This window comes from Prevotella heparinolytica (genome assembly GCF_002998535.1).
In the GTDB taxonomy this organism is placed as follows: Bacteria; Bacteroidota; Bacteroidia; order Bacteroidales; family Bacteroidaceae; genus Bacteroides; species Bacteroides heparinolyticus.
In genome coordinates, this window is the sequence record NZ_CP027234.1 from 3,446,342 (window position 1) to 3,468,935 (window position 22,594).

Genomic DNA, 22,594 nt, shown 5'->3' on the forward strand with positions numbered 1-22,594 from the left:
ACATATCAATGATAGAAAAACTGATTGTTCTTGAGGACATTGATCCCGTCATCTTTTATGGCGTAAACAATGCCAATATGCAATTGATAAAAGCCCTATATCCCAAACTTCGCATCGTTGCACGCGGCAATGTCATCAAAGTGCTGGGCGATGAAGAGGAAATGTGCGCATTTGAAGAAAACATCACGAAGCTGGAGAAATATTGTGCAGAATATAATTCGCTGAAGGAAGAAGTCATTATAGATATTATTAAGGGCAATGCTCCACAAGCCGAGAAATCAGGGAATGTCATTGTGTTCAGTGTCACCGGTAAACCAATCATTCCGCGCAGCGAAAACCAGTTGAAACTGGTGGAGGCCTTTGCCAAAAACGACATGGTGTTCGCCATCGGTCCTGCCGGTTCGGGAAAAACTTACACAGCCATTGCACTTGCCGTACGGGCACTGAAAAATAAGGAAATCAAGAAAATCATCCTCAGCCGCCCTGCCGTAGAAGCCGGAGAAAAGCTCGGATTCCTCCCGGGAGACATGAAAGATAAGATAGACCCATACTTGCAGCCACTCTATGATGCCCTGCAAGACATGATACCCGCCGCCAAGCTGAAAGAATATATGGAACTGAACATCATCCAAATAGCTCCTCTTGCTTTTATGCGCGGACGTACACTGAACGATGCAGTCGTGATTCTGGATGAAGCGCAGAACACCACCACACAACAAATCAAGATGTTCCTCACCCGTATGGGCATGAACACCAAGATGATTGTTACGGGTGATATGACACAGATTGACTTGCCGCAATCGCAAACTTCGGGTCTTGTGCAAGCCTTGAAAATTTTAAAAGGCGTAAAAGGCATCAGCTTCATCGAACTGAACAAAAAAGACATTGTCCGCCACAAATTAGTGACACAGATAGTAGAGGCCTACGAACGTTTTGACAAGGAAGCTAAAGCAGAACGGGAGAAACGGAAAGCAGAAAACATAGAGAAGCAGCTCCCCGCATAAAATTGCAAATTTTCAAACCGTAAATATTACAAAGATGAAAGCATTAACTAAAACAGATTTCAATTTTCCGGGACAAAAGAGCGTGTACCACGGAAAAGTGCGCGATGTATACAACATCAATGGTGAGAAGCTGGTCATGGTGGCTACCGACCGTATTTCTGCCTTCGACGTAGTATTGCCGAAAGGCATTCCTTTCAAAGGACAGATGCTGAACCAGATTGCAGCGAAATTTCTGGATGCCACAACCGACATCTGTCCCAACTGGAAGATGGCTACACCGGATCCGATGGTGACGGTAGGTGTGATGTGCGAAGGATTCCCTATCGAAATGATTGTACGCGGTTATCTGTGTGGTAGCGCATGGCGTGCTTACAAGAGCGGCGTTCGTGAGATTTGTGGGATGAAGTTGCCCGAAGGAATGAAGGAAAACCAGAAGTTTCCCGAACCCATCATCACTCCGACCACTAAAGCGGAAATCGGCGAACACGATGCCGATATCTCCAAGGAAGAGATACTGGCCAAAGGATTGGCTACTCCTGAAGAATATGCCATTTTAGAGAAATACACGCTGGCACTCTTTAAACGCGGAACAGAGATTGCGGCAGCACGCGGTTTGATTTTGGTCGACACCAAATACGAATTTGGAAAGCACAATGGGAAAATATACCTAATGGATGAAATTCACACACCCGACTCCAGCCGTTATTTCTATTCCGAAGGTTATGAAGAACGTTTCGTCAAAGGTGAAGCGCAAAAACAACTGTCCAAGGAGTTTGTGCGCGAATGGTTGATGGATAACGGATTCCAAGGAAAAGCCGGACAAGAAGTTCCGGAAATGACGGATGAAATCGTAGCCTCTATCAGCGAACGCTACATTGAATTGTACGAGCACATCACCGGAGAAAAGTTCGTCAAGGAAGATACCGGTAACATTGCCGAGAGAATTGAAAAGAACGTAACGGAATATTTGAGATAATGAACTACCCGCAGGAACACATCAAGCCTTACGGTAAAGACGGCAAGAAGAGCGAACAGGTGAAAGAGATGTTCGACAACATTGCTCCTTTTTACGACAAACTCAATCATACTCTGTCCATGGGTATAGACCGCAGTTGGCGTAAAAAAGCAATCAAGGCTCTCCGGCCCTTTCGTCCGCGCCGCATCATGGATGTGGCAACCGGTACGGGAGACTTTGCCATTCTTGCATGCCGCGAACTTCAACCCGATGCACTGATCGGCATTGACATATCAGAAGGTATGATGAATGTGGGACGTGAAAAAGTAAGCAGGGTTCACCTCTCGGACAAGATTTCCTTTGTCCGGGAGGATTGCCTCGCGCTTTCCTTTGCAGATACGAGTTTCGATGCCGTAACTGTGGCTTTCGGTATTCGCAACTTTGAAAGTCTGGACAAGGGACTATCCGAAATATGCCGTGTGCTTAAAGCCGGCGGACACCTTGTCATTCTCGAACTCTCCGTTCCGGAGCGTTTTCCAATGAAACAACTATTCTCCATTTATTCAAAAGTGGTTATCCCTTTTCTCGGCAAATGTATATCGAAAGACAACAATGCTTATACCTACCTGCCGCAAAGCATCCGCGCTTTTCCGCAGGGAGAGGTGATGCAAGAAGTCATCCGACGGGCAGGATTCAGCAAAGTACACTTCAAACGGTTGACTTTCGGGATATGTACACTGTACATGGCTGAAAAATGACAAAGGCGATAAAAGATAAGACAAGAAGCACTTCATATATCAGAAAACTGTGTAACAATAAAATAAGGACATCATGCAGAAATACGGTTTAATAGGTTATCCGTTGAAACATTCGTTTTCCATCGGTTACTTCAATGAAAAGTTCAAAGCAGAAAACATTGATGCCGAATATGTGAATTTCGAGATTCCCACTATTAACGATTTTATGCAGGTAATAGAGGAAAACCCCAACCTTTGCGGCCTCAACGTTACTATCCCCTATAAGGAACAGGTGATTCCTTTTCTTGACGAATTGGATAAGGATACCGCAAAAATCGGCGCGGTCAATGTCATCAAGATTGTCCGCCTGCCCAAAGGAAAAGTAAAACTGGTCGGATATAATTCGGATATTATCGGCTTCACCCAATCTATTGAGCCTCTGTTGCAATCCCACCACAAGAAAGCGTTGATTCTCGGCACGGGAGGAGCTTCAAAAGCCGTATATCATGGTTTGAACAATCTTGGGATAGAAAGTACGTTCGTGTCGCGCACCAAGAAAAACAACAAGTTTCTGACTTACGAAGAGCTGACACCGGAAGTGATGGCTTCGCACACTGTCATAGTGAACACCACCCCCGTAGGGATGTTCCCAAAAGTGGACTTTTGTCCCAATATTCCTTACGAGCAACTTACCTCCGACCACTTGCTCTACGATTTGTTGTACAATCCGAACGAAACGCTTTTCATGAAAAAGGGACAGGCACAAGGAGCCATCACTAAAAACGGACTGGAAATGCTGTTGTTGCAAGCCTTTGCCGCATGGGAAATCTGGAAAAGATAACGAAAAGACAAACCGGATGAGTAAAAGTGTCAAATACTGTTTGGTGGGGATATCGGCATCGATTATCATCGCCCTTATCGGAGGAAGCTTTTATATGCTCAGTTATTCATTGACTCCGACACACAACACCGGTAAAGACATTGCCGGTTCCTATGAGTATATGTTCAACGAATATCCTTTCATCAAGCCATGGGTCGATAGCCTGCAAGCCATCGGTGCCTTGCGCGATACATTCATTGTTAATGACGAAGGGAAGAAGTTGCATGCCCTCTTTGCCGAGGCACCCGAGCCGACTGACAAAACAGCCATCATTGTACACGGTTATACGGACAATGCCGTCCGCATGCTGATGATAGGATATATGTACAACAAAGAGTTGAAATACAACATACTGCTACCCGACTTGCAAAACCATGGTTTGAGCGAAGGCGATGCCATCCAAATGGGCTGGAAAGACAGCCGGGATATAATAAGGTGGAGGGATGTGGCTTCGGCTCTCTTCAAGAAACCTTATACATGGGGAGGCACCTATGTTAAAGGTAGTCCGTGGCAGACTATCGCAGGGAATAGGCACAGTTTGCAGATAGTGCTGCACGGCATCTCTATGGGAGCCGCCACCACCATGATGACGTCGGGATACAGTCGGGATGACAATAGTAACATTATGTGCTATGTGGCAGACTGCGGCTACACCAGCGTGTGGGACGAGTTTGCATACGAGCTGAAGCAACAATTCGGCTTGCCGGCATTTCCGCTATTGCACACCACAAGCATGCTATGCAAGATAAAATACGGCTGGACTTTCAGCGAAGCTTCCGCTTTGAAGCAAATGCAAAGTCCGCATGCCAACCAGCCCATGCTCTTTATCCACGGAGAGGCCGATACATACGTGCCTACAAGGATGGTTCATTCGCTCTATGAGGCAAGACGTGGTGACAAAGAATTATGGATTGTTCCGGGCACCGCACATGCCGAATCTTACAAAAACTATCCGCAGGAATATACGAAGCAAGTAAAGAATTTTCTGGGAAAACATATACATTGAATTGTTTTTTCTTATCTTCGCTGCAACAAACAGCTGATGTATGAAACGATTCATTTCCATAACACTTCTTTTGTGCTCGTTTGTTGCCATGCAGGCGGAGACGATATATACCACAAACAATATTCCCAAAGTTCATCTTCAAGACAAGACACGCTACGTATGCAATCCTGCCGACATTCTCTCGGCAGCCGCATGCGACAGCATAGACCGCATGCTGTATGCCTTAGAGCAAACGACCGGCATTGAAACGGTAGTGGCTGTGGTTCCGTCTATCGGCAATGACGATTGTTTCGAATTCTCTCATCGTTTACTCAACGAATGGGGAGTGGGAAAGAAAGGAAAAGACAACGGACTCATCATTTTGCTGGTCACCGACCAGCGTTGCATCCAATTCTATACCGGCTATGGTCTGGAAGGCGATTTGCCTGATGCCATCTGCAAACGCATCCAATCCAAGGAGATGATTCCTTACCTGAAAGACACAAACTGGGATGCCGGCATGATGGCGGGTGTGCGGGCTGTGTGTGCACGTCTTGACGGCAGCATGACAAATGATGCAGACCAAGAGAATAATTCTTCGGGCGTAAATCTCCTGCTGGGGCTTCTCGGTCTCTTGGGCGTTGCATCGGCGGCAGGCATCTATGCTCACCGCAAAGCCACCAAATGCCCCAACTGCGGGCAACACAAACTACAACGAAGCAACAGCGTACTCATTTCCAGACACAAGGGAGTAAAGACGGAAGACGTGACACTGACCTGCCTCAACTGCGGGCATAAAGTGGTGCGCCGCCGACAGTCGTATGACGAGAATTATCGTGGTGGAGGAGGTAGCGGTCCGGTAATCTTCGGTGGAGGAAGTATGCTCGGCGGAGGCCGTGGAGGGGGCTTCAGTGGAGGAAGCTTCGGCGGTGGAAGAGGTGGAGGCGGTGGTGCCGGCTCACGGTTTTAATCAATGAATAGTATAACAATCCAATAAAAAGAAAGAAGTATGAAGAAGTCAAACATGATTATCATCGGGGTCATAGCCCTCGTTGCCATTTGGGGCATCAGCGTCTACAACGGGTTAGTCACCATGGAAGAAGACGTCAACGGACAATGGTCGAACGTAGAAACACAGTACCAACGCCGGGCAGACCTAATTCCTAATCTGGTAAGCACCGTAAAAGGATATGCCTCGCACGAACAAGAAACACTTGAAGGGGTGATACAGGCACGCAGTGCAGCCACTCAGATTAAAGTAGATGTCAACGACCTGACAGAGGAAAAGCTGGCCGAATTCCAGAAAGCACAAGGTGCCGTAACTTCAGCCCTCGGCAAATTGCTGGCCATCACTGAAAATTATCCTGATTTGAAAGCCAACCAGAATTTCCTTGAACTGCAAGCGCAACTGGAAGGAACGGAGAACCGCATCAACGTGGCCCGTACCAACTTCAACAATACGGCCAAAGAGTTCAACACAGCCATCAGACGTTTTCCCAAGAGCATTCTGGCCAGATTGTTCGGCTTTAAAAAACGTGCTTATTTCGAAGCAGCCGAAGGTGCCGAACAAGCACCGAAAGTGGAGTTTTAATCTACTAAAAGGCCGAAGACCGGATTAAAACATTTTTGTATCCAGAAAAGCACGGGTTACACTATTTTATCTATTTGATTCAAAAAGAACATGATAATCAGCGTAATCCGTGCTTTCGTATATTATAAGACACCTGTCGTCCGGCCGAAAGCCGGACTTTTATCAGGCTGCCTCCCGATTTAGGTGCAAACAGCCCTACCAATTCACTGCCTCGTTCAAAATCACTCCATCTGCTGCATCTTCCACAGTAAAAGTTCCACTCTTATACTGAACGCATAGCATCACCAGTGGCGTGTTTCCATTATTCCTGACGGAACGCTTGCCGGCAGGCGCCACTCTCACCACGCTTCCTTCTGATATAGGAAAAACTTTTCCATCTACTTGAAACTCGCCGGTTCCGTTCAGGAAGAAGTAAAGTTCTTCGTGATGTTTATGGATATGCAGAAAGCCGGTTTCCGTTCCCGGAGGGAACACTTGAAAGGAAAACTCTCCGCCTGTGGCTTGCAAAGCTGTACCGCCAAATACCTTGCCGGGAATTTTCACTTCGGGAGTAAGCTCCAATACATACTCTCCCACCTCACTCAGTTTGCCAATGTTTATGGCACTGAAATTCTCTGCTGTCGCAATTTTCTTAATCTCTTTCATCTTATTCTTTTATTAAATTGTTGTTTGGAAGCAGTTTCATTCGCATACACCATCAGGCGATCAGAAGAAACTGTTTTAGTACATTTCTTTTTGCAACTTATATCACTATTCACTAACTTCGCATCAGAAAACAGCTTTCTTTTATACAGCAGCAAAATTACGCATTAACATGCGATAAAACAAGAAGTTACATAACAGTAAGCAAGTTACTTAAGACTCACTTTTGGTGAAAAACAAAGAGTTATCATGGCAAAAAAAGAAGAAAAAAAATCTATCATTGAGATTTGTCCCATACGAAACATAGTAGCACGCTTCGGAAACAAATGGGCATTGTTGGTTATTCTCATTCTGAGTGAGAATGAAAACCTCCGTTTCAATCAATTAGGAAAGATGATACCCGATATTTCGTCCAAGGTTCTTGCCAACACACTGCAAAATCTGGAAGTCGACAATCTGGTGAAACGAACAGTGTTTCCCGAAGTACCCATTCGTGTGGAATACACACTGACGAATACCGGGCGATCGCTGGTTCCCATCATCCAATCGCTGACGGACTGGGCACTACAAAACATGCAATCGATTATGAAACATCGAAAGATGTACGAGCAACATCAACGATGACGCTTCCAACCACAGTTTCCGGCATCCGGTTTTATTTAAACATCGGGCTTCAGATTGAATTCGTGCTGAACAGAGGGGGGGGGACAAAGGCTCGTTCTTCATATTTTATACGAAAAGAAAAATGCGGACAAACGGCTCCGGAGAGTCATTCTTATAACTCATTATAAATCAGACCAATAAAAAAGCACTAAAAATCGAGGGAATTTTTAGTAATTTTCTGGGGAATTTTTAGTAAAAATCCATCCGATTTTTACTAAAAACGGAAAGAAGATTTTAGTATAAGCCGAGTGCCGAATCTGAAAAATTTACAAAACAGCCAATTATTCCCTATTATCGGGCCTGTTTCCGGATGAGGCAACAGAAATATCGCCACACCTTTTTTCAATCGCAGGAAGCAGTGCAAAGCAGACAATGCTCCGGCAGTGCAAAATAAGCAAACTTATTTTGCACTGCTTTCATTTTGCACTATCTTTGCACTATCAATTGATAACAAACATACATATCTCATGAGTAACCAACGATACATGATGCGAGGCGTCAGCGCTTCGAAAGAAGATGTGCACAACGCCATCAAGAACATCGACAAAGGAATTTTCCCGCAAGCCTTCTGCAAAATCATCCCCGACATACTGGGCGGCGACCCGGCATATTGCAACATCATGCATGCCGACGGGGCAGGCACAAAATCGTCTTTGGCATACATGTACTGGAAAGAAACCGGCGACCTTTCCGTTTGGAAAGGCATAGCGCAAGATGCCCTGATTATGAATATCGACGACCTGCTCTGCGTGGGTGCGGTAGACAACATCTTGGTATCCTCCACCATCGGGCGCAACAAACTGCTGATTCCGGGCGAGGTAATCTCCGCCATCATCAACGGTACGGACGAACTGCTTGCCGAACTGCGCGATATGGGCGTGGGAGTATATGCCACCGGTGGCGAAACGGCCGATGTGGGCGACCTTGTGCGCACCATCATCGTGGACTCCACAGTGACTTGCCGCATGAAACGCGCAGACGTCATCGACAATGCCAACATCCGTCCGGGAGACGTGATTGTGGGACTTGCCTCTTACGGGCAAGCCACTTACGAGAAAGAATACAACGGCGGCATGGGCAGCAACGGACTGACCTCGGCCCGTCACGATGTATTCGCCAACTATCTGGCAGAGAAATATCCCGAAAGCTATGATAAAGCCGTGCCCGACGAATTGGTGTACAGCGGCGGACTGAAACTGACGGACACGGTGGAAGGAAGCCCGATAGATGCCGGAAAATTAGTGCTCTCGCCCACCCGCACCTACGCTCCGGTAGTAAAGAAGTTGCTCGACGCCCTCCGTCCCGAAATTCACGGCATGGTGCACTGTTCGGGTGGCGCACAGACCAAAGTACTGCATTTTGTAGGCGAAAACATCCGGGTGGTGAAAGACAATCTCTTCCCCGTCCCCCCTCTGTTCAAGACCATCAAGGAACAAAGCGACACGGACTGGAGCGAGATGTACAAAGTCTTCAATATGGGACATCGCTTGGAAGTCTACCTCTCGCCCGAACATGCCGAAGAGGTGATTGCCATCAGCCGGAGTTTCAATATCGATGCACGCGTTGTGGGACGCATTGAAGAAAGCGACCGGAAAGAGCTGATTATAAAGAGCGAGTTCGGAGAGTTCAAATATTAACCCGGCAAAGCCTACAGGCTATGGAAAAAGGACAAAAAGGATGTCTGTTGCTCATCGGCTTCACAGCCATGGCCTCAGTAGGGATATACATTGCTCTGAGGTTGGAGTGGCCGTTTTTAAGGAATCTGATGTATCTGACACCTGCCCTCGTAGCTCCCTACATAGGCGAAAAATATTTCAGCGATAAAAACAAAAAAACACCTAAATGGAGATGGGCATTGGTTTTCATTCTCATTTTTCTGTTGGCCGGATTAGTGACATGGTGGATGAAAAGCCATTAAGTTGAAACAAATGGTGTAGCAGATGAAAAAGAAAATAGTGTTTTGTGTATGCGCTTTGACAGGAATAAGCATCCTTTTGCACTACGGGGAAACCGCCCCGTTCAGTGTTTTGTGTATGCGCTTTGACAGGAATAAGCATCATTCTATACATAGGCATTGAGATATTTCAAACTTGGGAGGAAACTCCCGTATTCAGGAATATAGCAAGAGTGTTTGCACTGCTGGGCTGGATTTCCATCACCCGCGACATGCTCACATTCAAATATAAATGGATTAAAAGACTGTAAAATAAATGGCAGACAACAACACCTTACTGGAGAAACTCGACGGCCTCGTAGCCCGTTTCGAGGAAGTATCCACACTGATTACGGACCCGGCAGTGATTGCCGACCAGAAACGCTACGTAAAGCTCACCAAAGAATACAAAGAACTGGGCGACCTGATGAGTGCCCGCAAAGAATACATACAAGTACTTGACGGCATTGACGAAGCCAAAGAAATCATCGCCAACGAAACAGACCCTGAAATGCGGGAAATGGCACGGGAAGAACTGGACTCCTGCCAAACACGACTGCCCGAACTGGAAGAACAGATAAAGCTGCTGCTCGTTCCTGCCGACCCGCAGGACAGCCGCAACGCCATCCTCGAAATACGTGGCGGTACGGGCGGTGACGAAGCTGCCATTTTTGCCGGCGACCTCTTCCGCATGTACAGCAAATACTGCGACATCAAAGGCTGGAAGCTCGAAGTGTCGAGCGCCAACGAAGGCGCCGCAGGCGGCTTCAAGGAAATCATCTGTTCAGTGACGGGCGACAACGTATATGGCACGCTTAAATATGAGTCGGGGGTACATCGGGTGCAACGCGTACCTGCCACCGAGACGCAAGGACGTGTGCACACCTCTGCCGCATCGGTGGCCGTATTGCCCGAAGCGGAAGAGTTCGATGTCGTCATCAATGAAGGCGAAATCAAATGGGATACCTTCCGAAGCGGTGGCGCAGGCGGTCAGAACGTCAATAAAGTAGAATCCGGCGTACGCTTGCGCTATAACTGGAAGAATCCCAATACAGGCATCGTCGAGGAAATTCTTATCGAATGTACCGAAACGCGCGACCAACCCAAGAACAAGGAACGCGCCCTTTCCCGCTTGCGCACGTTCATCTACGACAAAGAACACCAGAAGTATATCGACGACATCGCCTCCAAGCGTAAGACAATGGTCAGCACCGGCGACCGTTCCGCAAAGATTCGCACCTACAACTATCCGCAGGGACGCATCACTGACCACCGCATCAACTATACCATCTACAACCTTGCCGCCTTTATGGACGGCGACATACAAGACTGCATCGACCACCTGATTGTTGCCGAAAATGCGGAAAGGCTGAAAGAAAGCGAATTGTAATTGCTGAAAGAGAAACCAACCGTGAATCATATAACATAAAAGATACAAAAATGAATAAGCAAGAATTGTTTGAAAACATAAAGCGCAAGAAATCATTCCTTTGCGTTGGTCTGGACACAGACATCAAGAAGATACCGGAACACCTTCTGAAAGAAGAAGACCCTATATTCGCTTTCAACAAAGCCATCATCGATGCCACCGCCGACCTTTGTATCGCTTACAAGCCGAATCTTGCTTTCTACGAAAGCATGGGCGTGAAAGGCTGGATTGCTTTTGAGAAAACAGTGAATTATATCAAGCAAAACCACCCCGACCAATTCATCATCGCCGATGCAAAACGCGGCGACATCGGGAATACTTCGGCCATGTATGCCCGCACTTTTTTTGAAGAGTTAGACATTGACTCCGTAACCGTAGCCCCCTACATGGGCGAAGACAGCGTCACTCCTTTCCTGACTTACGCCGGCAAATGGGTCATCCTGCTTGCACTCACCAGCAACAAAGGTTCGCACGACTTCCAACTGACGGCCGATGCCAATGGCGAACGCCTCTTCGAGAAAGTTCTACGCAAGTCGCAAGAGTGGACAGGCGACGAACAAATGATGTATGTGGTAGGCGCAACGCAAGGCCGTGCTTTCGAAGGTATCCGCAAGATTGTTCCCGAACATTTCCTGCTGGTTCCCGGAGTCGGTGCACAAGGTGGCTCGCTGGAAGAAGTCTGTAAATATGGAATGAACCGCATGTGCGGACTGATAGTCAACTCCAGTCGCGGCATTATTTATGCGGATAAGACGGAAAATTTCGCCGCTGCCTCGCGAAAGGCCGCACAAGAGGTACAGGAACAAATGGCCGAACAGTTGAAAGCAATCTTGTAAACTCCATCCCCCTCCAGGATATTTCTAAAGACTACACATCCTACTTTACGGACAGACTCGTTTGTCCTCGGAGCAGAATGTTGTATTCAATTCTACACGGCATGCGTGGATATCCCTTGAATTATTTCTTTTATCCTTTTTGCAGGATTTAGAAATAAAGATACGTCATCACTAGTGGGCACTTTAAATTAAACATCGTTCTTTGAAATCTTTGATAATCGCATAGTTATGTATCTTTTTGTAGCGTGACGATTTGAATTGAAAAGTTGTTTTAGCTTTGTCCAAAAGCTCAAAACAATGAATCAAGGCAAATATATCTTCGCTCAACTTACAGATTTTCTTCCCCGTCGTGTCTTTGACCGTTTGGTAGAGAAGTATTCCGGGAATAAGAAAATCAGAACATTCACCTGTTGGAATCAGATGCTGTGCATGATCTTCGGACAACTGACCGCCCGAGACAGTATGCGTGACCTTATGCTCAGCCTTGAGGCACACAAGAACAAGTATTATCACTTGGGATTCGGTCCAACAGTTAGCCGTACCAATCTGGGGAAAGCAAACCGGAATAGAGATTATCGTATCTACGAAGAATTTGCTTATACCCTGATTGCGGAAGCCCGTAATAGCTACAACAAAAATGACTTCGAGGTGAAAGTTGACGGTAATGTTTATGCCTTTGATTCCTCCACCATAGACCTTTGTCTGAATGTTTTTTGGTGGGCGGAATTTAAGAAACACAAAGGAGGCATCAAACTTCATACCTTGTATGATGTAAAGACTTCCATACCGACAATCGTACTGGTAACCAATGCTAAAGTACATGACGTAAACATGCTGGATGAGTTGAGTTATGAAAAGGGAAGTTTCTATATCATGGATAAAGGATATGTTGACTTCACCCGTTTGCATAAGCTTCACACCAGTGGTGCTTACTTCGTTACACGTGCAAAAGATAATATGAGATTCCGTAGAATGTATTCCCGTGAAGTCGATAAAACAACCGGAATAAAATGTGATCAGATTGGAATGCTTGAAACGTATAAATCGCTCAAAGCATATCCGGACAAACTCCGGCGGGTTAAATACTACGATGAAGAACTGGACAGAGAATTTGTGTTCATCACCAACAACATGGAACTATCAGCAGAGGAAATTGCTTTGCTATACAAGAACCGTTGGCAGGTGGAACTATTTTTCAAATGGATAAAGCAACACCTGAAAGTAAAATCTTTTTGGGGCACCACGATGAATGCAGTCAAGATACAAGTGTACTGTGCCATCATAACATACTGTCTGGTTGCCATTGTCGCTTACAGATTGAAAGTTAACCGTCCAATCTACGAAATTCTACAAATTTTGAGCTTTTCTCTACTGGATAAAACGTCTGTAAGAGAGATACTTACCGATTGCGATTACAAAAATGTCAAAGAACTAAATTATAAACAATTGAAAATCAGATGGGATTAAGTGCCCAGCAGTGATATAAAGGATATACTCAAACGCCTTTCAGAAACTGTTCCATCATAACTGAATACCGAGGTAACCAAGCTTACCATGCGTGAACGCAATATGGAGGAGCGTGGCGATGTTGAATTTATGCGCAACGAAGATGGCGAGGTTATCAAATATCGCTACGACCTTGTAACATCGCACATCGCCCGCAGAAGCGGTATCACCAACCTCTATCTTACAGGCTTGTTCGATATTGTACAGATGATGTCAATCAGCGGACACAAAGACCAACGCACATTCCTTGAATATATCAAGCTCTCGTCCGACGAAATTGCCGACAAGATTATGGCCAAGCTCCGCCAAAGCGAAGAGGCGGGTAATGAGGGGTTGTTCTAAAAACAATATTTAATAAAATTAAGAAGATAATATTTATGGGGAAAATTAATACATTAGACCAAGATAGAACTTTTTGTTTCTTTTTGATAACACGCACGTCAATTGGGACTTATTTCTTTGAGTGGGACGAGCCTAACCACAAACTACAAATGCAAATGTTGAACACTATATGTGGTTGGTCATTTGTGCGAGGTTGGAATGATCGTGAGTACAAACACCCGACAGGAAAGGTGGTAAAAATGGATATGCATATTAAAAATGAGGCTAAATCATTACGAGATGAAATTTGTACTGGCGACAAAGATTGTCACAAAAGCCTTATAAGTTCTTTTTATAAAACATTGTTGTCTGTAGAAGATGATGAATTGTTCTTTATATATCGCGTAGTTTATACTTTCCCATCTCAAAGGCTATTGTATAAAATATTAAACGAACTTTTTTATATAAATAAAGGGAAAAGTAAAGAGGATGCAGATGAGTGGTTTGACAAATATGCTGCAACTTTTTTCAATGAATATGATGTGAGATACTATGGCCATGCAAAAGTAGGAGAACTTGAAAGAAGCAAAAGAGGCTGTCGCTTTTGTGGGGAATCTATACCGGCTGTTAAGTTTGATAAAATAGCTCATGCTGTTCCTGAAAGTATTGGTGGCCATAAGAATTTAATCTGCTATGAAGAGTGTGATAAATGTAATGAGGCTTTTGGTGAAGGTATAGAAAGGAACCTTTGCGAATGGTTTGATTTTAGACGTAGCACACATCAAGTAAAGAAAAAATCCGGCGGAATCCCTAAGGCCTACGGTCGCAATTATGTTATTGAGGACAAGAAAGTCAGTCTTTTTCTTGACAAAGATATAACTGAAGAAATAAAACTTGTAGGCTCTGGAACTATTACACTTCAGGGAATTTATCGTGCACTTTGTAAGATTGCGATAGACTTGATAGATAATGAATTTCTCGATCAACTAAAGACAACTATCAAATGGATTCGGTTTGGACGGCCGAAATCTTCTCATTATCCTCAAATAGCTCAAATGCACGGTTTGTATGAAGTAAAAGAACCAATGGTATACATCTGTAGTCGTAAAGACAGGCGTGATACAGACACTACCCCTTTGCATTTATGTGTTTTTCGCATTTTTGATTTGGCATTCTTGTATGTGCTTCCTCATGTTAATGATAGAATGGTTTTTCATGAAAATTATACGAGGTGTATTCCTACAGAAGCATTTAAGGTGTTAGGCCTCACTGGAAATTGGGAATGGGACTCATATGATACTACAGAAGAACGCAATCCTCACGTGTGGCTTGATTTGTCTAATTCAAAAAGAGAAGCATCGGATAAAAAGGAGAAAGCTCCTATTGAGAAGCTACGAGTTGAGCGAAAACCTACAAATTCGATTGAATTTATAGACCCTAAAATAACTGCAACGGATATTTTAAAAAGAGATTTGGAATCTATTTGTTTTACTCAGGCAGATAATTTGCAAAGCGTACTTGGAACTATCAGCGGAAAGGGCATTAGGGAGAGGATTGAAGGTAAGTGAATGGAAATGAGAGGGATTTGCACCATATCTCGGTGGTTTGCATAATGAGGTAAAGTGCAGAAGATGTGGATTTGTGCAGAAGTTCCGTTACCAAATCGTTAGTTCATTCTCCGATTGGTAACGAAGAGGCGGGAGAAGGTAACCGACAGAAGAGTATTCGGTAACTCATTTTTCTGCTATTACGGTGCTTATGCTTTGTACCACAATGTTTTGCGTAGCTGAAAACGCTTCAAAATCGGGTAACTTTGCCCATAAAAAAGAAGTGTATGAAAAAAGACAAAATGAAGGTTTTGCTCTACCTGAAAAAGAGCGGATTGGACAAGTCGGGGAAAGCTCCGATCATGGGGCGGATAACCTACGAGCGAACTATAGCCCAATTTAGTTGTAAGCTATCGTGCGACCCCAAGTTATGGAACGCTCGTGAGAGCAGACTGAACGGCAAAAGCCGTGAAGCAGTGGCAACGAATGGCAAGTTGGAACGCTTGCTTCTCTCGGTACAGTCGGCTTATCGACTTCTTTGCGAACGAGGTGCGGTGTTTACGGCAACAGGCATTAAGGAGCAGTTTCAAGGAAGTATGCAGAGCCAGACCACCTTCTTGGAGCGATACGACCGAATGGTCGAAGAGATGGAGCAAAAGGTGGGCATCGAAATAAAGGCTACGACTATGAGTAGTTACCACACTGTTCGCAAGCACTTGCAAGCCTTTATCCGAGAGAAGTATCACACGACAGATATTTCTTTCGGACAGATAGAGGAAGACTTTTTGGAATGCTTGCAACACTATTCTGTCGGGAAGTTGGGATATTCGCAAGGTTATTATCGTAAGATGGCTTTAGTGGTGAAGAAAGTCTGCCGTTTGGCGTATCGTGAGGGCTTGACAGAGCGACAAATGTTCGCTCACATACAGATTGAACGAGGAGAGAACAAACAACCTCGTGCATTGGACAGAGCTTCATTGGATAAGTTGCAAGCCTTGACTTTTGAGCCGTATGAAGTGGAGTTGGAAACAGCTCGTAATCTCTTCCTCTTTTCTTGCTTTACGGGGGTAGCCTATTGTGATATGGTTGCCCTTGGTCGTGAGCATCTATTTACGGATGATGAGGGGGCGTTGTGGTTGAAGTTCCGCCGACAAAAGACTGACACCCTTTGCCGTGTGAAGCTTCTATCCGAAGCGGTGCGTTTGATAGAGCGGTATAAATCAGAGGAACGCAGCATGCTCTTTGCGCCTATTGTCTACTCGGCTTACCTCACCCAACTCAAAGCCCTCCAACTTCGGGCTGGTATCTCTATACCTCTTTCGGCTCACGTTGGGAGGCATACCTTTGCCACCTTGATTACTTTGGAGCGAGGCGTTCCTATTGAAACGGTGAGTCGAATGCTGGGACATAGCAACATCCAAACGACTGAGCGATACGCCCACGTTACCCCGAAGAAGCTCTTCGACGAGTTCGAGCGATTTCTCTCTTTCACCGAAGATTTGCAACTCTCTTTGTGACATTCAAGAATATGCCCTCAAAAGCACCTAAGCTTTTGGAAGAAAGCAATAAAGCTTTTGCCCGAAAGCTTAGGAGCTTTAGAAGACAAAGTTTTTATCATTCATACAGCACACGAAAAAGATTATGCGCAGTACATTCAAAATTCTATTCTATATCAATAAGAACAAGACCAAAGCGGACGGCACAACGGCAATCCTTTGCCGTATCACCATTGACGGAGCAAGCGTAGTGATAATCACAGGAGAAAGTGTCGTTCCCCATGATTGGAGTGTGAAGCGAGGGGAAACAACGGACAAGAATACCAATCAACACCTGCAAAACTTTCGGGAAGAAATCGAACAGGGATACAATGCTTTACTCTACAAATATGGAGCGGTCAGTGCCCAGCTTCTGAAGAACTACCTGCAAGGCATCGGGAGAACTCCAACGGCACTTCTTGCCCTTAGTACGGAAGAACTTAAAGCCCAACGAGAAAGCAAGAGCGAGGGAATGTATAGCAACAATCGGTGTTCCGACAGACAGCTTAACGCCTTTGTGCGAAGTCGTGGCGAGGAGGATATTCCCCTAACGGCTCTTACGATAGATTTCTTTGATGATTACCGCTTCCATTTGAAGAAGGAGGGCTATGCCCCTGCAACGATAAACGGGCATTTGTGTTGGTTGAGTCGGCTGATGTATCGAGCCGTCAGCCAGGGGACAATCCGCCTCAATCCGTTTGAGGAGGTGAAGTATGAAGCCGTGGAGTGCAAGCCTCGTTTCCTGAGCAAAGGCGATGTGGCAAAGCTCTTGGCATTCCCGTTGCAGGAGGAAGGGGCGGAACTAAGCCGAAGGATGTTTCTTTTCTCTGTCTTTACGGGTTTGGCATTTGCCGACTTGCAGAGCCTCCGAGCTTCGCAAATCGAAACGAATAGCGAAGGGAGGCGATATATCCGCAAGGCAAGACAGAAAACAGAAGTGGAGAGTTTGATACCCCTGCATCCGATAGCGGAGCAGATACTCTCCCTTTACACAAAAGAAAAAAGCAAGAGGGATTATAAGAACGACAACGAGAGCAATTGCAAGACACTCCCCGACACGAAGATATTCCCCGACACGATAAGCAAAGGCAAACTATTCACTTACCTTAAATCCGTAGGTTTGGCGTGTGGCATTCGAACTCCGCTAACTTGGCATGTCGGCCGCCATAGCTTCGGTACGCTGACTTTGGAGGCAGGTATTCCGATGGAGAGCATTGCCAAGATGATGGGGCATTCATCCATTGCCAGCACACAAATTTACGCTCAAATCACAGACCAAAAGATTGCAAACGATATGGAGAGGTTGATAAAACAAGGTTAGGTTTATATGGTAGTGTTTAATGAGGCGTATTTTCGCATCCCTATTATTGGGTATTTTTCATTCGTTTGCGCGGAAAAACACACAAAAAGTTTTGCAGTCGATATTTTTTTTCTACCTTGCCCAGCGAGAGAAAGCAAAAGAGTGCTTTCTACAATTTATTTTTCACAAACAAAAAAACAGAGAAGACTATGAAAAAGTTTTTCGCATCGTTAGCCGTAGCATTAGCTGCTATGTGCTTTGCCCCGACAGCAGGTGCAACTGAGATGGTATCACTTCCCCAGGAAGTAGCAGTTGAAAACGTTGTAACAGAGGCTCAAACTCAGTTGCAACAAGAGGTTGAGGTTTGGATCATCATCTATGATGATGGTACAGTAGTTATTATTATTATCGAAAAGAACTAAGTCTGTTTTTTGACTATAGGCTTTTGGATAACTTGTCCTATAATATAATCAAAGCGGGAGGCAATACTCTCGCTTTGGTTGGTAAAAAGTTGTGTTATGGCCAGATTATTTTTTGCAATATTTTTAATGATGAGCGCTTTGCCAAGTTTCTCGCAGTCTAAAGCTGTGACGGTTTCTTATTCTTTTGAAATGAAGATTCCTGAAAAAATAAAACAAATCGAGAATGAACAAATTCGAAAACTTGCAATACAAAAAATGCAAGAAAAAAGTCAGGAATACACGATGTATTTCCATGATGGACTTTATGGATTCTCTGCTCTTTCGGAGGCTTTTCAAGGAAAAAACTTTATTGTCGGAGGAGAACGAAGTGTTTTTTTAGACATGAAGAAGCGAGAACGTGTGTCCCAAGAGGGTATTATGGATAAAAAATTCATCGTAAAAGAACCCTTTGCAACTTTAACGTGGACGATTGGTAAGGAGACAAAGGTTATTTTAGGTAAAACTTGTTTGAAAGCTATTACTCATATTGATAAGATGCCTATTACTGCATGGTTTTGTGAAGAGATTCCTATACAAATAGGCCCGGCTGGGTACTGTGGTTTACCAGGTTTAATCATGGAGATAGAAAGCGGTAGTTTTGTTTACTCGGCACGGAAAGTTGAGTACACAGCTTCAATTTTAAAGATTACACCGCCTTCAAAAGGGGAAGTTTTGAGTCGGGAAGAGTTCATAAAACTGAGAGAGAAAAAAATGAAAGAAATAGGAGTGGATCCCAAACATCAGCCGGGAGGTATTCAAATCATAAAAATGTAAAGAAAAAATCGTTCTCATGCACATCTTTGGATATGTTGCACGAAATGTTCTTTTTGTTTTATTCGGATTGATATTCGGATATGAGGTTTCATATGCACAGACAATTACGATAAAAGGACAAGTGCTTGATGAAAAAAAACAACCTGTCTCATATGCAAGTGTTGTTATCTCAACGGATAGTTTATCTAAAAAAGACATTTCCTATGCTGTAACGGATGAGCATGGGCAATTTAGGATAGGACAACTTTCGGCTATTCCTGACAAGAGATGGATTCATGTTCGTTCAATTGGCTACTTGGGATTTCATAAACAAATTTCTCTTAGGGCAGTTAAGTCACCTCTCGATATAACTCTTACAGAAGACACAAAAGAGCTGGAAGAGGTTGTTGTTGTGGCAAGAGCACGTGATGCTTATGCTAAAGGAGATACAATTGTTTTTAACAGCAAGAATTACACACTGGGGAATGAACGTAATCTTGGGGATGTAGTAAAAAAGATGCCTGGTATGGAAGTTGACCAGACAGGAAATATCTCATATCAAGGAAAGAAAATTGGAAAGGTCTTGGTTGACGGGCAGGATATTTTATCCTCTTCTTCCGGTGTTGCCATGAATACGCTTCCTCCTGATTTTGCCAATTCGATAGAATTGCTTTCGAATTATACGGATGGTGATATTGCCCATGCTTTCAAGGCAGAAGAACAATTAGCCCTCAATCTGAAGTCCAATAAAAAAGTTGCTTTAAGCGGTTCTTTTGAAGGCGGAGGCGGCCTGAAAGACAAATTTATCAGCAAAGCATCTTTGATTACAGTCTTACCAAAAATATCTGCCAGTACCATCATTAACGCCAATAATACAGGTGAGGCTGTTTTTTCGATTCAAGATTATATGTCGAATATCATAGACTTTGAATCGATCCGAAGTGGAGCTTCAACGCAGACATCTTTAAGTTTATCTCCTGAAGAACAACAACTCTTACTGCCTCCGACGAATGAACATGCACGTACGGCAGGATTAGCAAACATAAATATATCATGGACCCCTCACTCAAGCTACAAACTCAGAGCAAGTACACTGTTCAACAAAGGTAAATCAGAAGGGGCGCATACAAAGACGGATACATATACTTTGCCGGAGAATTATTTTACAAATATATCAACAGGTACTGCCGATAAAGAGACCCAACTTGTATCTCAATATTTGTCTCAGAAATGGATTCCTTCTCGTTTTTTCTCTGTCAGTGCTAAGACAAAGATAGACATACGAAACCATAATGCCGATAATATCTATGCTAATACATTCAATGATAATCATATCCATGCATTAGAAAAGCCGAAAAATCACTTTTCCGGTATCAAACAGGATATTGAGATGAAATGGCTTTTGAGCAAAGGGCTTCTTTTCGGTGGAGGAAGTTTTGTTTTCAACAAAGGAAAGATCAATAGTGATATATATACCGATGTCTTACTGCTTCCATTACCCCATATAAATGGAAATTCTATTTATCCTTATTTTCATGAACACATAAAAAAAGACATGGAAAAAGGATTCAACGCCTACGTAGGTGGAATGTATCCTGTATTGAATAATATATATCTGCGAGGTGAGTTTTCCATGTCGATGAATTGGAATGAACTTAAGATGGCTTATCCTACGAGTATAAACGAGGAAACAGCCGATTTAAGAGTATTCAGGCCTTACATTAGTCTGATGAAAAACAAGGGGGTATTCCGGTTTAACATAGGCTCTTATTTTTCCTCCTATAGACAAAAAACATCTCCGGAACTATTGAGAGAGAAATCTCTTTTTTATATTGAGCCACATGCTTCAATCGAATTAGTAATGAGTAACCAGCATCGGTTAATGCTGTCTGTCTCTGAAGCTGTTTCTCCTTCAACCATCGATTACTTTTCTCAGCAGATTTTGGCTAAAGGATACAATAACCTCCAATTACCCTCAAAATTATCGAACCCTTTTGCAAAAAGGTTTAAGGGAAACTTATCCTATGCCTATTTCAGCTTGTTTAACCGGCTTTCGATGTATGGCAATTTAAGTTATATCAAGGATAGAGATACGCATATTACCGTCACAACCTCAAAGGGACTATTGATCAGTAATTTTTATCAAGATGGAGGATGGAGCAATACATTAAGAACAAACGCCTATTTGAGTAAGGGAATCGGCACCCTTCCATTGGACATAAAATTATCAGGTAAATATACGCTCAGCAAACACAACCTGATGCGTGTAGATAAAGAAGACGAATTAATTAACAAAAGAGTAGATGCGAAATTGGATCTTATTTCACGGCTGTACCAATCTCCGGTTAATTTTGAGATAGGAGTACGTTTTAGTCGTCTTGACCAGAAATTTACGTACAGCAATATCCACTCTTGGAATCAAGAATTTGGAGGTTTCGCAACAACTCATGTAAATATAGGAAATTTTGTTTTTTCTGTTTCTGGCAAGTCGAATAGAATTGAAGATGCCGAAGCCAAGCGTTATTTTAGGGATTTAGACTTCTCTATGAAATATAAATTAAACAAGTTAGACATCAAACTTCAGGGAGAGAACGTGTTCCATCTTAAAGATAATGAATGGATGAAAGAAATCCTCACCCCGACAGTCCAATCAACTATCTTATACAGACGATTGCCTGGGCATATTCTTCTATCTCTCTGTTATACACTATAATCTTTTATAACATAACTCCAAATTCCGTTTTTTTTGACAAGAAAATTATAAATAACATACCTTGCTAACATATACACAAACAGAGGGCTTCTAAAAAGATCTTTGCTTATAGTTTTCTTCCAAAAGCTTCTCCAAGTCGGAGAGACGGTAGAGTATCTTCCCTGCGATTTGGGTGTAGGGAATAATGCCCTTGTCCCGATAATCCTGCAAGGTGCGAGGACTGACGAAAAGGCGTTCGCATACCTCTCTCCCTGTGAGATAGATTTCCCCCCCGAACAACGGACGGTGCGTTTGGGCAATCTCCCGAATACGCTTGCTTACTTCTTGAATGCCCGAAATGAGCTGTTTCATTTCGGGTGTTTCTCTGTTTACAATTTCGTGTTCCATAGTCGTGGTTATTGGCGATTGGACTTGGCAAGGAGTGCTTCCACATCCTCGCGTTTGTAATAACATTTATGCCCGATTTGGATAAAGGGTAACACGGACGTGTCCCGATAGTGCTGGAGCGTCCGTTTGCTGATGTTCAGGATTCGGCACACGTCTCCGTTGTGCAATAAGTCGGGCATTTCGGGACGAAGCCCGAAATGTTCTCTCATACAAAGAGCCAACTCTTCGATGCTCTTTTTCAGTTCCTCCCAAGCGGAGGAGTCGATGGCTGTAAATCTCATATCAATATCGTTTTAATTGTTGTTATTTTCTCTTTTTGGCGCAAATATATGCAGCCGAAATCCTTGTTCTCTGACCTGATGAAATCAAGGGAAATAACAGGAACTTGCAGGCAAATGTATAAGTAAAATCTATCT

Annotated in this window: 23 protein-coding genes; 20 read left to right on the forward strand and 3 right to left on the reverse strand. The window is 43.9% G+C overall.

Going from position 1 to position 22,594, the window contains the following annotated elements; translation table 11 throughout:
- Positions 1 to 8 precede the first annotated feature (8 nt).
- From C3V43_RS13970 to C3V43_RS14000, 7 genes are all read left to right on the forward strand, one after another.
- The gene (locus C3V43_RS13970) at positions 9 to 1,004 is read left to right on the forward strand and encodes a PhoH family protein (RefSeq protein WP_106070273.1); all 996 of its coding nucleotides are present in this window, start codon (positions 9 to 11) and stop codon (positions 1,002 to 1,004) included.
- Between the two features lie 34 nt (positions 1,005 to 1,038).
- Positions 1,039 to 1,980 carry a phosphoribosylaminoimidazolesuccinocarboxamide synthase gene (locus tag C3V43_RS13975; protein WP_106070274.1) on the forward strand — a complete coding sequence of 314 codons (942 nt, stop codon included), beginning with the start codon at positions 1,039 to 1,041 and terminating at the stop codon, positions 1,978 to 1,980.
- Positions 1,980 to 2,717, forward strand: coding sequence for a bifunctional demethylmenaquinone methyltransferase/2-methoxy-6-polyprenyl-1,4-benzoquinol methylase UbiE (ubiE, locus tag C3V43_RS13980; RefSeq protein ID WP_106070275.1), 738 nt, complete (start codon positions 1,980 to 1,982; stop codon positions 2,715 to 2,717). The genes C3V43_RS13975 and ubiE overlap by 1 nt, the downstream gene beginning before the upstream one ends.
- A gap of 73 nt (positions 2,718 to 2,790) precedes the next feature.
- Complete coding sequence (locus tag C3V43_RS13985) at positions 2,791 to 3,537, forward strand: shikimate dehydrogenase family protein (protein ID WP_106070276.1); 747 nt, start codon at positions 2,791 to 2,793, stop codon at positions 3,535 to 3,537.
- 16 nt (positions 3,538 to 3,553) lie between these two features.
- Positions 3,554 to 4,582, forward strand: coding sequence for an alpha/beta hydrolase (locus tag C3V43_RS13990; protein WP_106070622.1), 1,029 nt, complete (start codon positions 3,554 to 3,556; stop codon positions 4,580 to 4,582).
- Between the two features lie 40 nt (positions 4,583 to 4,622).
- Positions 4,623 to 5,531 (forward strand): TPM domain-containing protein, encoded by a 909-nt coding sequence (locus tag C3V43_RS13995; RefSeq protein ID WP_106070277.1) that lies wholly within the window; start codon positions 4,623 to 4,625, stop codon positions 5,529 to 5,531.
- 39 nt (positions 5,532 to 5,570) lie between these two features.
- Entirely contained in the window at positions 5,571 to 6,152 is a 582-nt protein-coding gene (locus C3V43_RS14000; RefSeq protein ID WP_106070278.1) for a LemA family protein, read from the forward strand.
- Positions 6,153 to 6,347: 195 nt separating this feature from the next.
- Here the strand turns inward: C3V43_RS14000 and C3V43_RS14005 are convergent, their stop codons facing one another.
- Complete coding sequence (locus C3V43_RS14005; protein WP_106070279.1) at positions 6,348 to 6,797, reverse strand: cupin domain-containing protein; 450 nt, start codon at positions 6,795 to 6,797, stop codon at positions 6,348 to 6,350.
- 246 nt (positions 6,798 to 7,043) lie between these two features.
- On the opposite strand from C3V43_RS14005, the gene C3V43_RS14010 reads away from it, so the two are divergent.
- The 13 genes from C3V43_RS14010 (at position 7,044) to C3V43_RS14070 (ending at position 21,791) form a co-directional block, all read left to right on the forward strand.
- The gene (locus C3V43_RS14010) at positions 7,044 to 7,418 is read left to right on the forward strand and encodes a winged helix-turn-helix transcriptional regulator (protein ID WP_106070280.1); all 375 of its coding nucleotides are present in this window, start codon (positions 7,044 to 7,046) and stop codon (positions 7,416 to 7,418) included.
- Positions 7,419 to 7,924: 506 nt separating this feature from the next.
- On the forward strand, positions 7,925 to 9,094 hold the full coding sequence (locus tag C3V43_RS14015) for an AIR synthase-related protein (RefSeq protein WP_106070281.1): 1,170 nt from the start codon (positions 7,925 to 7,927) through the stop codon (positions 9,092 to 9,094).
- Positions 9,095 to 9,114: 20 nt separating this feature from the next.
- Complete coding sequence (locus C3V43_RS14020; protein WP_106070282.1) at positions 9,115 to 9,375, forward strand: hypothetical protein; 261 nt, start codon at positions 9,115 to 9,117, stop codon at positions 9,373 to 9,375.
- A 292-nt stretch (positions 9,376 to 9,667) separates the two neighbouring features.
- Entirely contained in the window at positions 9,668 to 10,780 is a 1,113-nt protein-coding gene (prfA, locus tag C3V43_RS14025; RefSeq protein ID WP_106070283.1) for a peptide chain release factor 1, read from the forward strand.
- 50 nt (positions 10,781 to 10,830) lie between these two features.
- Positions 10,831 to 11,655 carry an orotidine-5'-phosphate decarboxylase gene (gene pyrF / locus C3V43_RS14030; RefSeq protein WP_106070284.1) on the forward strand — a complete coding sequence of 275 codons (825 nt, stop codon included), beginning with the start codon at positions 10,831 to 10,833 and terminating at the stop codon, positions 11,653 to 11,655.
- A 297-nt stretch (positions 11,656 to 11,952) separates the two neighbouring features.
- Positions 11,953 to 13,122: an IS4 family transposase gene (locus C3V43_RS14035; RefSeq protein ID WP_106068085.1), complete on the forward strand. Its 1,170-nt coding sequence runs from the start codon at positions 11,953 to 11,955 to the stop codon at positions 13,120 to 13,122.
- Between the two features lie 87 nt (positions 13,123 to 13,209).
- Positions 13,210 to 13,503, forward strand: coding sequence for a site-specific integrase (locus C3V43_RS14040; protein ID WP_106070285.1), 294 nt, complete (start codon positions 13,210 to 13,212; stop codon positions 13,501 to 13,503).
- 35 nt (positions 13,504 to 13,538) lie between these two features.
- Positions 13,539 to 15,050, forward strand: a complete 1,512-nt coding sequence (locus tag C3V43_RS14045) for an HNH endonuclease (RefSeq protein ID WP_106070286.1) — start codon at positions 13,539 to 13,541, stop codon at positions 15,048 to 15,050.
- A gap of 266 nt (positions 15,051 to 15,316) precedes the next feature.
- Positions 15,317 to 16,546, forward strand: coding sequence for a site-specific integrase (locus tag C3V43_RS14050; protein WP_009348524.1), 1,230 nt, complete (start codon positions 15,317 to 15,319; stop codon positions 16,544 to 16,546).
- A 124-nt stretch (positions 16,547 to 16,670) separates the two neighbouring features.
- Positions 16,671 to 17,885 carry a site-specific integrase gene (locus tag C3V43_RS14055; protein ID WP_004585093.1) on the forward strand — a complete coding sequence of 405 codons (1,215 nt, stop codon included), beginning with the start codon at positions 16,671 to 16,673 and terminating at the stop codon, positions 17,883 to 17,885.
- A gap of 188 nt (positions 17,886 to 18,073) precedes the next feature.
- Complete coding sequence (locus tag C3V43_RS14060; RefSeq protein WP_004585094.1) at positions 18,074 to 18,286, forward strand: hypothetical protein; 213 nt, start codon at positions 18,074 to 18,076, stop codon at positions 18,284 to 18,286.
- A gap of 96 nt (positions 18,287 to 18,382) precedes the next feature.
- The gene (locus C3V43_RS14065; protein ID WP_004585095.1) at positions 18,383 to 19,099 is read left to right on the forward strand and encodes a GLPGLI family protein; all 717 of its coding nucleotides are present in this window, start codon (positions 18,383 to 18,385) and stop codon (positions 19,097 to 19,099) included.
- A 16-nt stretch (positions 19,100 to 19,115) separates the two neighbouring features.
- Positions 19,116 to 21,791, forward strand: a complete 2,676-nt coding sequence (locus C3V43_RS14070; RefSeq protein ID WP_004585028.1) for a carboxypeptidase regulatory-like domain-containing protein — start codon at positions 19,116 to 19,118, stop codon at positions 21,789 to 21,791.
- 90 nt (positions 21,792 to 21,881) lie between these two features.
- Here C3V43_RS14070 and C3V43_RS14075 read toward each other — a convergent pair whose 3' ends face one another.
- Positions 21,882 to 22,178 carry a helix-turn-helix domain-containing protein gene (locus tag C3V43_RS14075; protein WP_004585029.1) on the reverse strand — a complete coding sequence of 99 codons (297 nt, stop codon included), beginning with the start codon at positions 22,176 to 22,178 and terminating at the stop codon, positions 21,882 to 21,884.
- A gap of 8 nt (positions 22,179 to 22,186) precedes the next feature.
- The gene (locus tag C3V43_RS14080; RefSeq protein ID WP_004585030.1) at positions 22,187 to 22,459 is read right to left on the reverse strand and encodes a helix-turn-helix domain-containing protein; all 273 of its coding nucleotides are present in this window, start codon (positions 22,457 to 22,459) and stop codon (positions 22,187 to 22,189) included.
- Between the last annotated feature and the right edge of the window lie 135 nt (positions 22,460 to 22,594).